We start from the raw sequence: 14,198 nt of genomic DNA, 5'->3' as shown, positions 1-14,198 counted from the left end.
CCGATGCGGCGTAACACCTCATCTGGGTGCTGTAAGACGTATTGTTCAAAACGAGTAATCGACTGGGCAATATCGTTTTGGTCTTTATGCAAGACATTGGCGATGACGTCATCTTTCAGCCACTTCCATAACCGTTCTATCGGATTCAAATGTGGAGAATAAGGCGGCAGAAAAATAAAATGAAAGGCACCGCCTTCTTCCCTTTGAAGGAAAGCTTGCACCATGTTGGCATGATGAATACGCGCATTGTCCAATACAAGCACGATAAATCGATCCGCATATTTCTTTTTCAACAGGCGCAAAAAGTCAAGGAACGTTTCAGCATTGGCGGATGATGCGCGATGAAACACGACATCGCCTTGTTGCACGTCGACTGCGCCAAAAATAGAAACGTGGGCGTGGTGACCGTAGCTTGGCACCTGCTTTTGATTCCCTACTTCTGCCCATGTCGTACGAAGCGCTTGATAGGCGCGAACATGCGTCTCATCCACATGAAGAAGAACGATTTCTTCCGTGATTCGTTTTTTTTATAAACTCGAGTTCTTTTTCAAAGGCTGCTTGAAGCACTGGATCGCCTTTGACGAGCTTATACGTCGGGCGTGTCCATGACAAGCGAAGACGATGCAATAACTTACGAATACCTTCGCGTGACATCGAAACGTCATATGTTTGTTGAATGTAAGATTGCAACAGGCGTGTGTTCCATGACGAAGCAATGCCCCAGCCGACCTCCACAGGGGTGGTGGTTAACACGAGTTGTCTAATTTCTTGTTGTTGTTCTTCCGTAAGAAACGGCATACGACCGGGTGGCAAACGGCGATCGAGTAGACGATCGAGCCCTCCTTCATTAAAGCGTGAGACGTAGAGAGCAACTGATTGACGGCATAGGTTGACCATTTTCGCGACATCTTTTCCGAGATACCCTTCCATGACGAGGCGAACGGAGGTGACCCGAGCACGAAGCGAAGCGTCTTTGATTTTCCGTTCTTGTTTCCGAAGGGTTCGAGGTGTCCATCCGTGATCATTCGTAATTTTAAGACGTTTCATGTCATTTCCGCTCCTTTTATACATGATTATTTAGGAGCAGTATAACCATGGAAAAGGGTGTTCATACAGAAGTCATTACTTTAAAGTGCATGTATATAACCAAGACAAAAACAACAGTTCTAATCATTCGAATTGCATTCCTTTGTATGAAAAATAATTTTTTATAAGATTACATTTATCGAAAAAGACAACACAACGCAAAACTAAACTTCTCTCTATTCCCTTTTTATAAGCAAGAGACTTGTGAACTACTCATTACTCATGGACGTTTTATTTGGTAATGCGTTATGGTATTATGTCAAGAAAGATTTAGAATCCTACTACCGCACTTCGTTTGATGACCTCTTGAGAGGGAGAACGATTTGGTAAACCTTTACCTTCTCAAGAGAAAAGATGTTTCTTATATCGTCACTAATGAAATTTTTTATCCTGCCACCGCACAAACAAGCAAAATAAGCAACAACGAAAACGGAAAAACAGCAAAAACAAAAGACCATGAAGTAAAGAATGAAAGGAACGCAAAGACCCCACAGTTGATAGAAATACCTTCTACAAAATCTTTTATACTATCTTCACAATCGGGATAAAAGAAAAAGAAAAATGAAAATACACGTGTAAAACAGTATCTTTTCTCGCGGTTTTCCTTTTCGCTCAATAAGCACATACAACAAAAACGTAATAACAAGCGAGTATAGAAGTTGAAAGAACATAAAATTCACCTTATTTTTATCTTCTTATCGTTACCGATTTCTAGTCCCAATTATAAACTCATATGTTCTTTCCGTACATTCATTTTTCAGAATAAATTGTATATAAAAACCACCCTACAATAAAGGGTGGCTGATGTTAGAAGAAGTGCGAATCGTTTGTTTTTTTGTTAGCTCTTCATCGACTTTTAATAACTCTTTTTTCTCCCAGCTAACAAAATAGTCTTCCCATAAAACGTGACACGAGTGATCGTCAACTTCAAGTACGATACCACGCGCACCATCACGCGTAAATACAACGCAGTCTCCGATGTGAAACATGGCGATCACCCTAGACGGAAGACGATGCCGTAGCCGCCGCGTGGATATTCCCACTGAATGTTTTCATACGGACAGCCGATGCGACAACTGCCACACTCATGACATCCTTCATAGCCGACGTGCATCCGAACTTCTTCCCATTTATACACAGACGCCGGACAAAAAATCGTACAAATTTTATCCGGACATTTCGTTAAACAAATATTCGGGTCAAGCACGTGAAGATGCGATTTCGTATCCGCGTTGAAGCGAACTAAATATTGCTTTTCTTCAATCGTTTGCGCCTTCATCATTTCATCACCTTCCATGCCTTCATCATATCGCGCGCCAGCTTAAACTTTTGTTTCGTCGAGCCAAGATCACGCCAAATTTTTTGCTGTTTTTCCCATTTTGACGTACCGTCCACTGTAAACATTTGGCTTGCGGCGCGGTTCATCATCGGGATGTATTGCTCAAAATATTGCGGGAAGCGCTCAAAATGATGCGTCGCGTCTTTATATTTTTTCAAATCTTGCCCGATAAAGCTTTCCATGAGCTTCATTCGGTATTGGTCAAGCATGCTTTCGGAAAAGTCGTTTTGCGCCTTCGCCATGATAATTGTTTCTGCTGCTAGTCGGCCAGATGTCATCGCCATATTTGAACCTTCGCGATGAATCGCATTGACAAGCTGAGCGGCATCGCCAACAACAAGCACCCCGTTGCCTGCCACTTTCGGAATCGAATGGTAGCCTCCTTCTGGAATTAAGTGCGCTAAATATTCGACCGGTTCGCTTCCTTGAATGTATGGGCGAATCATCGGATGGTTTTTCACGTACTCAAGCAACTCATACGGCTTCATTTTATGTTTAATTAGTCCTGATAATAGCGTTCCGACACCGATGCTGAGCGTATCTTTATTCGTATATAAAAATCCCGTGCCGACAATTCCTTTCGTCGCATCGCCAAAAATCTCAATCGTACAGCCTTGGTTCGGCTCGAGATTGAACCGGTCTTCAATGATGTTTTTATCGAGTTTTAAAATTTCCATCGTCGCTAAAGCGACTTCATCCGGTCGCCATTCACGATGGAAGCCAAGCTGTTTTGCTAAAAGGGAGTTGACGCCGTCCGCTAACACGACGACATCGGCATAAATGTCGCCATCTGGTCGATCCGTACGAACGCCGACGACGCGACCGTTTTCGACAATACATTCAACCGCGACCGTTTCACAAACGAGAAGCGCCCCTTGCTCGACTGCTTTTTCGGCAAACCATTGGTCAAATTTGGCGCGCAATACGGTAAAGTTGTTGTACGGCTCGCGTCCCCATTCTAATCCTTTATAGCTAAACGTCACCGCCGATTCTTTATCCATCATCATAAACCGCTGCTCGACAATTGGGCGTTCGAGCGGTGCTTCTTTATAAAACTCTGGAATAATATCTTCCATCATTTTACGGTACAATACACCGCCCATGACGTTTTTCGCCCCTGGATATTCGCCGCGCTCAAGCAACAATACATTGACTCCTGCTTTTGCTAGTTCATAGGCACAAGCTGTTCCAGCCGGACCTGCGCCAACGACGATACAGTCAAATTTTTCAGGCATGGCGGATTTCCTCCTTCGCGTGAGCACCCTTTAGTTTCGGAATTTCTTCTTTGAACCGTTCGATTAAAAGTGGAACAATTTCAAACGCATCGCCGACAATACCATAATGGCATGATTGGAAAATAGGTGCGTTCGGGTCTTTATTGATGGCGATAATTAGCTCTGAGTTTTGCATGCCGACGACGTGCTGAATGGCACCAGAAATACCGATCGCAAAATAAATTTTTGGCGTGACAGTCACACCCGTTTGTCCGACTTGGTGATGATGATCAATCCACCCTACCTCTACAACGTCACGGCTCGCCCCAACTGCACCGCCAAGCACTTCAGCTAGTTGGTGAATGAGTTGGAACCCTTCTTTGCTGCCCATGCCTTTTCCGCCAGCAACAACAATATCTGCTTCATCAATTCGCGCTTTTTTTGTCGTTTCTCTGACAATCTCTAATACTTTCGTCCGCATTTCTTCTTCGTGTAATTCAATATGTTCCTCGATCACTCGACCTGTGCGCGACGGATCTGGCGGTAGCGCTTTCATCACTTTTGGACGAACAGTTGCCATTTGTGGACGATACTTTTTACATAAAATCGTTGCCATAATATTTCCACCAAACGCCGGACGGCTCGCCAATAATAACCCGGTGTCTTCTTCAATATCAAGGATCGTCGTATCGGCCGTTAAGCCTGTCGGTAAATCGGTGGCGATGGCGCTAGCTAAGTCTTTTCCAGATGGTGTTGCTCCATATAAAATAACTTCAGGTTTATGTTTATGACAGCAATCTAATAAGGCGCGCATATATGGTTCTGTTCGATAATGCTCAAAAATCGGATCGTCATACACATATACAACATCGGCACCGTATTGAAAAAGCATTGGTGCAACTGTTTTTACACCGCTACCAATTAAAACGCCTGCGAGCTCTGTTTTCCGTTTATCGGCAAGCACCCGTCCTGCTCCTAATAATTCTAATGATACAGGAGCAATTTGTCCGTCTTTCACTTCAACGTATATCCATATCCCCCGATAATCATCGAAATTCATTCGCTACTCCCCCTATACAAAAAGCTCTTTTTTCTCAAGTACAATAGATAGAAGTTCGTTCACTTGTTGTTCTTTTGTCCCGGATAATATTTTTCCGCCCTCTGGTTTTGGTGGTGCCCATACTTTTGATACAATCGTTGGAGATCCTTTCAATCCTAGTTGTTTGCGGTCAACATCTTCTAAATCGTCTGCAGTCCAAATGGTTGGTTGATATCGTGCGGCTTTAATCATGTTTGGCAATGGTGCAAAGGAGATGTCATTGATGTCTTTTTCTACGGTAAATAAGCAAGGTAACTGCGATTTCACTACTTCATAACCATCTTCTAATTTGCGATGAACGATCGCATACCCTTTTTCTTTGTTAATTTCAACGACTTTTTTCACGCCAGTAAGAGGAGGGATGTTTAAACGTCGTGCAATGCCAGGTCCTACTTGCCCTGTATCCCCGTCAATGGTCATTTTTCCGCAAATGATAAGGTCAATCGGACGCTGTTTGGCGATTTTTTCAAGCGCTTTTGTAAGTGCATAACTTGTCGCAAGCGTGTCAGCTCCGGCAAATGCTCGGTCTGAAATCATATACCCTTCATCTGCCCCGAGCTCTATACATTTTTTAATCGCTTTGACTGCTGGTGGAGGACCCATCGTTAAAACAGATACGATTCCACCGTACTTCTTTTTTAAACGAACAGCCTCTTCTACCGCATGCGCATCATACGGGTTTAAAATCGCCGGGGCACTCGCACGGTCCATCGTATTCGTTTTCGGATTCATTTTAATAATTTTTGTATCTGGCACTTGCTTAATACAGGCTACAATATGTAGCATATGTTCACCTCCAGATCTATTCGATGTATACATATTTTAGCATAATGAACAAATCACTCGTCATAACAATCAGAAAATTTACTATTTTGTTCACAATTTTAATGCACCGTTGCGCGAATAACGACACCACGGCGAATCATTTCTTCAATATAGCGATCTCCTGGAACGATTTGTTCAGGTGGGTAAGCCCCGCGCTTTTGAATCGTTCTGTCGCCAATCATTTGTGCAACGACAGAAACCGTATATGCTGTTGAACGAGCCATTGCCGTGACTTGTTTTTGACGGTCTTTCTCTGTTACCATCTCATATTCGTACGTTCTTTCTTTCCCATCTTTTTCTCCCGACACAATTACGCGCAACAAGACGACATCGTCTTTTTCTTTTAAATCTAAAAGTGGCGTAAGCACTTTTAACAATACGTCACGCGGACGTACGATCACTCCGTCGACTTCTACTTCGTAGTCTCGACGCGTGAATTGTAGATCGACAAGAAGCTGAAATTTTTCTGCATGGCCAGGATAGCGAATTGTTTTATATTCTAAACATTTTACATGCGGGTAAGAACGTGGCAACGTTGATGTTCCTCCAGATGTATGAAATGCTTCAAGCGGTCCAAAACGCTCAAAATAAATCGTTTCAATTTCTGATAAAGACGGTACTTGTTGCTTTTGGCCATCACGAATAATTAAGGAAGGATCGGTGTAATGATCGAGTAAACCTTCAAGCGAAAAGACGTGATTATATCCAAGTGGCGGTTCTGGCCGAAGAGGAATACCGCCAACATATAATTTAATGGTATGAACGCGATCCAGTTGACTTGCTCCATATCCTGTTAAAATATTAATCATTCCTGGAGCAACACCTAAATCTGGAATTAATGTAACACCTGCTCGTTTTGCTTGTTCGTGTAAAGCAAGGACACGATCTGTCATATGTCCGATATGTCCACCTAAATCTACGGCGTGTACACCCGTTTCAATGGCCGCTTTCGCTACGTTTTCATTAAACGTGTAAAAGAGAGCATTAATGGCTACATCATGCCCATGCATCGCAGCCCGCAGTTCTTGATCATTCGCTGCATTCACTCGCTTCACTTTCACTTTTTCTGATGCCAATGAACGTTGAACAGCTTTTGCTTTCTCCTCATCGACATCCGCAAGTGTCACCGATAATACCCCTTGCTGTTCAATTAAATCTCGCACAGCTTCTTTTCCCATTAACCCCGCTCCAAGAACAATGACATTCATCGGCTAACCTCCTCACACATCAATTTGGGCGCGTTGTAATTTACCACTATAATCGACATAAATGCTTTTCCACTCCGTAAATACATCGAGTGCTGCGACACCGGAATCACGATGTCCGTTGCCTGTTCCTTTCGTTCCACCAAAAGGCAAATGAATTTCTGCCCCTGTCGTTCCTGCGTTCACGTATACAATTCCTGTATCGAAATCACGCATCGCTGTAAACGCTCGGTGAATATCGCGTGTAAAAATCGCACTCGAAAGTCCATAATCAACGCTGTTATTTACTTCAATCGCTTCCTCTAAACTGTGAACAGATATGATCGATGCGACTGGACCAAAAATTTCTTCCCTTGCAATGGTCATTGCTGGTGTGACGTTTGTAAACAATGTTGGGGCATAATAAAATCCGCCTTTGTATTGCTCATCTTGCAACATATACCCTCCTGCAAGCAGCGTGGCTCCTTCGTTTTTACCCATTTGAACGTAATAATCAATTTTTTGCAATGCCTCTTGATTAATGACTGGTCCGACTTTTACTCCTTCCTCTAGGCCGTTTCCAACCGTTAATGTGCTTATCGCTGCGAGTAACCGTTCTTCCAATTGTCGTTTCACACGTTCATGAACAATAATTCGACTGCATGCGGTACAACGTTGTCCAGACGTACCGAAAGCACTCCATATGATCGCTTCTACAGCAAGTGAAATGTCGGCATCGTCCATGACGATAATGGCGTTTTTCCCTCCCATTTCAAGCGATACTTTTTTCAACTGACGTCCGCACGTTTCAGCAATTCGTCTTCCGACTTCATTAGATCCTGTAAACGAAATAACTTTTATATCTGGATGTTTAACAAGCGCTTCACCAACAACAGAGCCACGCCCATGTACAACATTAAATACACCGTTTGGCAATCCGGCTTGCTCGAATATTTGCGCAAGTTGCTGTGCCATAATCGGTGTTTCAAGCGCAGGTTTCCAAACGACCGCATTCCCTGCAACGATGGCAGGAAATGACTTCCACGTAGCAATCGCAATCGGAAAGTTCCATGGAGTAATTAAGCCGACGACACCAATTGGCGCCCGAACGCTCATCGCAAATTTATTCGGTAACTCTGACGGAGTCGTATCTCCAAATAAACGTCTCCCTTCCCCTGCCATGTAAAATGCCATATCGATTCCTTCTTGCACTTCACCACGCGCTTCTTCAATGACCTTTCCCATTTCCATCGTCAATAGGCGTGCGATTTGTTCTTTTCGCTCTTGTAGTAACATGCCCACCTTATAAAGAACTTCGGCTCGTTTTGGTGCTGGAACGAGCGCCCATGCTTTTTGGGCTCGTTTTGCCGCCAACACCGCCTGTTCGACATCTTGTTCATTCGATACCGTCGCTTCCCCGATACTTTCACCGTTAGCTGGATTAATAATGGGTACAAACTGCTTACTTACAGACGGCACCCATCGTCCATCGATATAGTTTAGTACTTTCATTGTTTTCCTCCTCTCGCCTGTTCAACTGTTAAAAACGGAGATAATACATGCGGATCTGTCATTACTTCGATGACAGTCGGCTTATTGTTTTGAAGCGCCTTGATGAGCGCTTGTGAAAATTGTGTTTCGGTTTCTATACGTACACCGTCAGCTCCGAGGCTATGCGCTACATTTGCAAATGATATAGCACTTAAGTCTGTTCCGATGACGCGATTTGGATAACGGAGCTCTTGGTACATGCGGATCGTTCCGTACATTTGATTGTTAAATACGATACTAATGATAGGAATATGGTATCGAACGGCTGTTTCTAGCTCTTGCATCGTCATCATAAACCCTCCATCCCCGCTCAATGAAACGACCGGGCGTTGCGGATGAGCCAATTTTGCACCAATGGCTGCAGGTAGACCATACCCCATCGCTCCGGAAGTCGGCCCAATATATGTATGTTGCTGAAATTGAAAAAATGAATGAAGCCAGCTCGCAAAATTCCCAGCATCGTTTGTAATGATCGATTCTGGAGGGAGAAGGCGTTGAAGGGTATCGATGACAATCTCATTGACGTTACGTTTAACGAGCGGAATCGATGATATTTGTTCATACACTTCTCGTCGTTTTTTTGTCCACGTCGCCCATGTTGGCTGAAGCTTAATGGTGAGCAATCGCTTTAAAGCTTCTTTCGCATCAGAAACAATTCCAATATGTGGGGAATAAGTCACGCCGATCACATCGTAATCAATATCGATATGGATGAGTTGTTGCGTTGATAATAGCCTATAATCTTGTGTCGTCACTTCTGACAAACGTGTGCCAATGGCTAAAACAACATCTGCTTGTTCAACCGTTTCGACAATCGCTCGATGCGTTCCTAAACCGAGATGACCGACATAAAGAAAATGATCGTTTGGAAATACATCGTGTCTACGAAAAGAGGCCATGACAGGGAGCGACCATTTTTCAGCGAACAAACGAAGAACATCGGTAGCTTTTGAACGTATAACACCTCCGCCAGCAATGACAATCGGGCGCTTCGCTGACTGTAACAATTGCTCGATACGCTGGATGTCTTCTTCGCTTGGTGCTGGTTTTGGAACAAATGTTTTGGAAAACTTTTCATTATGAATTTGTTCATGAAGAATATCTTCAGGAAGCGAAACGACAACTGGACCAGGTCTTCCTGTTTGTGCAATTCGAAACGCCCGTGTCAACAACTCCGGCAGCCTTTGTGCATCGTCAATCTCTACTGCCCATTTGGCTAGTGGTCGAAAACATGCTTCAACATCTACCTCTTGAAATCCTTCACGTCCCCGAAACGCTCGCGCAACTTGTCCTAATAATACAATCATTGGTGTCGAATCTTGTTTTGCTGTATGAATACCAATGGCAGCATTTGTCGCTCCTACTGCCCTCGTTGCCATCACAACACCAACTTTTCCGCTTGCCTTCGCATACCCTTCTGCCATAAATGCGGCGCCGCCTTCATGACGAGCAGAAATGAGCTGGATTTTTTTTTCAGAAAAAAGGGCATCAAGAATCGGCAAATAACTTTCCCCTGGTACACAAAAAACGTGAGAAATGTCCTCACTTTTCAAACATTGAACGATCGCCTCAGCTGCATTCACGACAAACCCTCCTTTCTTTTTGTATCATGTATACACAAATGAAATCGTTTTATGACCTTTCAAATAAAAAGAGGAGCGTATTTGCTCCCCTACATCCGATGTACATGTTCTGTTTGTTCCATTGCTTTTTTCTTTATTCTTCCGATAAAAAACGCGCCAATGACCCACCATCCAATAAATATGAGCCACTCATACGGCCAGACGAGCTGTGATGGCATGCCTGGCATGTATAGGACAATAAATCCGATCGACAACACGAGTGCAATCCAACCAACAGCTGATGATTGACCGACTTGAAACGGTCGTGGCATATTCGGTTCTTTTTTACGTAATGCAATAAATGACCAGGCAACAAGGAAATAGGCGATGATGATAGAAAAACCTCCCGCATCTACAAGCCAAACGAGCATTGGTCTGCCAAGTAGAGGAGCAAATGTGGCGAGCGTTCCAATGAATAAAACAGCGTTTGATGGTGTTTTGTATATTGGGTGAATATGGGCAAACCATTGTGGAAGAAATCTTTCTTGTGCCATCGCATAAAGCACGCGACTACCACCGATAATAAATGCGTTCCAACTTGTTAAAATGCCAGCTAACCCCCCGATGATGAGCACTTTTGAAAAAAACGAACTGCCTAATGCAGCTGCCATTGCATCCGCTGTTGGAAGCGACGAATTGGTCAACACATCATCCGATAAAATGTATGATACAGCAAAAACAACTGCGACATAAAACAAAACAGCTAGAGCGACGGATAAAATAAGAAGTTTTCCGATAGAACGTTGAGGGATTTTCATTTCCTCTGCTGTTTGAGGAATGACGTCAAAGCCAACGAACATAAACGGCGTCATAACTAGTACAGCGAGCAAACCAGCTGAACCATCTTTAAATAACGGCTGCAAATTTGCTGTTTCCCCGTTTACAAGTGACCCACCTAAAAGTGCCATGCCGACAAGAAAAATGACAAACGTCAATACAACTTGCAAAAAAGCGGCACTTTTTACGCCACGATAGTTAATCCACGTAATGATGATGGAACCGAGCATACCAATCATTACCCAGGAGGCGTTTACATCCCACCCTGCAATTGTCCAAAGATAACCAAATTTAAATGTCGGGAATAAATACTCAATTACCGTTGGAAGCGCAACTGCTTCAAATGCTACAACCGATAAATAACCAAGGGCTATTGCCCAAGCAGCGATAAACGAAGCTTTAGGACCGAGGGCACGTAAAACGAAATAATGTTCTCCTCCTACTTTCGGCATGGCTGATGATAACTCCGCATACGTTAAACCGACAAAAATCACGAGAATTCCCCCGATTAAAAAGGCGATGATCGCCCCCAGTGCACCCGCACTCGTGATCCACGTACCTGAGAGCACCACCCATCCCCAACCGATCATCGCACCAAATGCTAATAACAACACATCGAGTTTCGTTAGTACTTTATGAAACTGTTGATCCATTCCATATCCCCCTATCACATATTTGGATGTGGTCGAATAGAAATCGTTTGATACGCTGTAAAAAACTCCATGGCCGCTTGCCCTTGTTCACGCGTACCTGAACTTGATTGCTTCATCCCTCCAAAAGGTGCTTGTGGTTCTGCCCCCCCTGTTTCACTGTTCACTTGCACCATACCTGCTTCGATATGTTCAATAAAGTAAAGCGCTTTCGATAAGTTGTTTGTAAATAATGACGCACTTAAGCCGTAAATGCTGTCGTTTGCCATTTCAATCGCTTCATCAATAGATGCTGCTTCTACAATCGACAACACAGGTCCAAAAATTTCTTCTCTTGCAATAATAGATTGATGGGAAACAGAATCAAATACAGTTGGCTCAATATACCAGCCTACATCATCGCTCGCTCCCCCTCCAATAAGCAGTCGTCCTTCTTGTTTTCCAATATGGATATAGCGCTGAACGGTTTCAAATTGTCCTTTCGATACAACCGGCCCCATCGTCACTTGTTCATCCATTCCATTTCCAACGCGAATGCGTTTCACATGTTCAATCACACGTTCCCGAAATACGCCCATGACTTCTTTTTCAACGAATACACGACTCGTTGCCGTACAACGTTGCCCGGTTTGTTTCATCGCTCCTTCCACGACAAGTCGAGCAGCAAAATCGACATCTGCATCGCTTAAAACGATCGCTGGATTTTTCCCACCGAGCTCAAGTTGATATTTCACTCCACGTGCTGCTGCTTTTTTCGCAATTTCACTGCCAATTACATTCGAGCCGGTAAACGTAATCGCATCCACCTCATTATGCTCAACAATAGCATCACCAATGGAACTGCCTCGACCAACAATCAAGTTTAAAACACCTGGAGGTAGCCCCGCTTCTGCAAACAATTCAACGATGCGCGCACCCGTAGCACTTGCTTCTAGTGCAGGCTTAAATACAACTGTATTTCCATAAACGAGGGCAGGGGCAATTTTCCATATTGGAATAGCAAGTGGAAAATTCCACGGAGCAATGACTGCCACGACACCAACAGGAACACGCTTTGTAAAAAATAAGTTTTTAGCATCAAACGACGGTAGCACTTCACCGATTTTTCGCAATCCTTCCCCGGCATAATAACGTAAAATGGCTGCGCTACGATACACTTCTCCTTTCGTTTCGGCAAAACGTTTCCCCATTTCTTTCGTAGCCAATTCTGCCAATTCATCGACATGTTGCTCAAATAACTGAGCGACCTTTTGTAAGTACGCGCCACGTTCTGGGGCGGCCGTTTGCGCCCATTTTCTCTTTGCTTTCACCGCAGCCAACACCGCCTCATCTACATCATGAACAGATGAACCGGCAACGATTGCAACAAGCTCTTTTTTGTCTGCTGGATTGTAGCGTTCAATTATTTCATTTTTTCCTTCAATCCATTGTCCATCAATATAATTTTTCACTTCACGCATCATTTCACCACCTTTTGTTGTACATCTGCTAGTAAGTCACGCAAAATCGAAAATCCGCGTTCTAACTGTTCATCCGTCATGACAAGCGGCGGTAAAAAGCGAACAACGTTACTATACAATCCAGCACTTAAAAAAATTGCCCCGCGCTTCCACGCTTGAGAAACAATATATGCCGTTTGTTCTTTCGCCGGCGTTTTTTGATTGCGATCTGTCACAAGTTCAATCGCGCACATCGCTCCAAGCCCACGTACATCTCCAATGATGTCAAACTGTTGCTTCATTTCTGTTAAAAGCGTCATCATTTTTTCACCTAAATGGCGGGCACGCTCAACGAGCTGTTCTTCTTCAATCACATCTAAAACAGCGAGTGCAGCAGCACATGCCAGTGGACTTCCAGAGAACGTACCTCCAAGCTGGCCAACTTCGGGTCCATCCATCATTTCACTTCGCCCAACGACCGCACTAATTGGCACCCCCGCTCCCATCGACTTTGACAACGTCATTAAATCAGGCGCTATTCCAAAGTGCTCCATCGCAAACAGGCGCCCTGTTCGCGCAAAACCTGTTTGAATTTCATCAGCAATCATGACAATGCCGTATTCATCACAAATACGACGAATGGCTTGCATAAACTTCGCTGACGGAACAACAAACCCACCTTCTCCTTGTACAGGTTCAATAATGATCGCGGCCACATGATCAGGCGCCACTTCCGCAGTAAAAAACTGTTGCAGTGCTGCTATTAACTGTTCATCCACCTCATCTGCTGTTTGTCCGTTTGCCCGATAATAGTATGGGTATGGAAATTTATACACCTCTGGAGCAAATGGACCAAATCCTTTTTTATATGGCATGACTTTGCTCGTCAGCGACATCGTCAATAACGTCCGACCGTGATATCCCCCTGTGAACGACACAATTGCAGGACGCCCCGTGTACTTTCTTGCAATTTTCACCGCATTTTCAACAGCTTCTGCTCCACTATTTAAAAAGATCGTTTTTTTCGGAAAATCGCCCGGTGTTAACTGATTTAATTTTTCTGCTAATAACACATACGATTCATAAGGTGTCACATGAAAACAAGGATGAATAAATGCTGCTGCTTGTTGCTGAATGGCAGCGACGACTTTCGGATGACAATGTCCGACGTTTTGTACGCCAATTCCTCCGGCAAAGTCGATATATTCGCGATCATTTATGTCTCGAATGATCGCTCCTTTTGCTTCTTTAATAAAAATTTCTGTCACGTTGTACGGCGCTCTTGCAACCGCCTCTTTTCTTCGTTCCATCCAATTCGACATCATCTCTCCCCCTTCGACAAATAAAAAGCCAGTTTAATCATCGTGATCACACAATGACTAAACTGGCTGGTGCTTATGCATTGCCCGCCG

13 protein-coding genes are annotated in these 14,198 nt (G+C 43.9%); all 13 read right to left on the bottom strand.

All coding sequences use genetic code 11. The features are described from left to right. Nucleotides 1-491 (bottom strand): IS630 family transposase (locus tag CS060_RS10315; RefSeq protein WP_257211131.1); only part of this gene is annotated, 491 nt, incomplete at its 3' end. Then, complete coding sequence (locus CS060_RS10310) at nucleotides 484-1,047, bottom strand: winged helix-turn-helix domain-containing protein (protein WP_099668930.1); 564 nt, start codon at nucleotides 1,045-1,047, stop codon at nucleotides 484-486. The genes CS060_RS10315 and CS060_RS10310, both read right to left, overlap by 8 nt. Before the next feature lie 824 nt (nucleotides 1,048-1,871). Beyond that, the gene (locus CS060_RS10300) at nucleotides 1,872-2,075 is read right to left on the bottom strand and encodes a hypothetical protein (RefSeq protein ID WP_035046337.1); all 204 of its coding nucleotides are present in this window, start codon (nucleotides 2,073-2,075) and stop codon (nucleotides 1,872-1,874) included. Nucleotides 2,076-2,080: 5 nt separating this feature from the next. Further along, the gene (locus tag CS060_RS10295) at nucleotides 2,081-2,383 is read right to left on the bottom strand and encodes a ferredoxin family protein (protein WP_025948820.1); all 303 of its coding nucleotides are present in this window, start codon (nucleotides 2,381-2,383) and stop codon (nucleotides 2,081-2,083) included. Next, nucleotides 2,365-3,660 carry an FAD-dependent oxidoreductase gene (locus CS060_RS10290; RefSeq protein ID WP_035046340.1) on the bottom strand — a complete coding sequence of 432 codons (1,296 nt, stop codon included), beginning with the start codon at nucleotides 3,658-3,660 and terminating at the stop codon, nucleotides 2,365-2,367. Before CS060_RS10290 ends, CS060_RS10295 begins: the two co-directional genes overlap by 19 nt. Next, complete coding sequence (locus tag CS060_RS10285) at nucleotides 3,653-4,699, bottom strand: electron transfer flavoprotein subunit alpha/FixB family protein (RefSeq protein WP_035046342.1); 1,047 nt, start codon at nucleotides 4,697-4,699, stop codon at nucleotides 3,653-3,655. The genes CS060_RS10290 and CS060_RS10285 overlap by 8 nt, the downstream gene beginning before the upstream one ends. 12 nt (nucleotides 4,700-4,711) lie before the next feature. Next, complete coding sequence (locus CS060_RS10280) at nucleotides 4,712-5,524, bottom strand: electron transfer flavoprotein subunit beta/FixA family protein (protein WP_035046345.1); 813 nt, start codon at nucleotides 5,522-5,524, stop codon at nucleotides 4,712-4,714. Between the two features lie 98 nt (nucleotides 5,525-5,622). Then, complete coding sequence (locus tag CS060_RS10275; RefSeq protein WP_035046347.1) at nucleotides 5,623-6,771, bottom strand: saccharopine dehydrogenase family protein; 1,149 nt, start codon at nucleotides 6,769-6,771, stop codon at nucleotides 5,623-5,625. Between the two features lie 12 nt (nucleotides 6,772-6,783). Then, entirely contained in the window at nucleotides 6,784-8,259 is a 1,476-nt protein-coding gene (locus CS060_RS10270; RefSeq protein ID WP_035046349.1) for an aldehyde dehydrogenase family protein, read from the bottom strand. Then, nucleotides 8,256-9,881: a thiamine pyrophosphate-binding protein gene (locus CS060_RS10265; RefSeq protein WP_099668929.1), complete on the bottom strand. Its 1,626-nt coding sequence runs from the start codon at nucleotides 9,879-9,881 to the stop codon at nucleotides 8,256-8,258. The genes CS060_RS10270 and CS060_RS10265 overlap by 4 nt, the downstream gene beginning before the upstream one ends. 89 nt (nucleotides 9,882-9,970) lie before the next feature. After that, the gene (locus tag CS060_RS10260) at nucleotides 9,971-11,350 is read right to left on the bottom strand and encodes an APC family permease (protein WP_035046351.1); all 1,380 of its coding nucleotides are present in this window, start codon (nucleotides 11,348-11,350) and stop codon (nucleotides 9,971-9,973) included. Between the two features lie 14 nt (nucleotides 11,351-11,364). Then, on the bottom strand, nucleotides 11,365-12,807 hold the full coding sequence (locus CS060_RS10255; RefSeq protein ID WP_180271080.1) for an aldehyde dehydrogenase family protein: 1,443 nt from the start codon (nucleotides 12,805-12,807) through the stop codon (nucleotides 11,365-11,367). Then, nucleotides 12,807-14,108, bottom strand: a complete 1,302-nt coding sequence (gene gabT, locus CS060_RS10250) for a 4-aminobutyrate--2-oxoglutarate transaminase (protein ID WP_035046355.1) — start codon at nucleotides 14,106-14,108, stop codon at nucleotides 12,807-12,809. The genes CS060_RS10255 and gabT overlap by 1 nt, the downstream gene beginning before the upstream one ends. Nucleotides 14,109-14,198: the final 90 nt, after the last annotated feature.

This window comes from Anoxybacillus flavithermus (assembly GCF_002742685.1).
Classification (GTDB): Bacteria; Bacillota; Bacilli; order Bacillales; family Anoxybacillaceae; genus Anoxybacillus; species Anoxybacillus flavithermus_E.
Note: the sequence above shows the minus strand (reverse complement) of the source record. Positions and strands in the feature narration are given on the sequence as shown.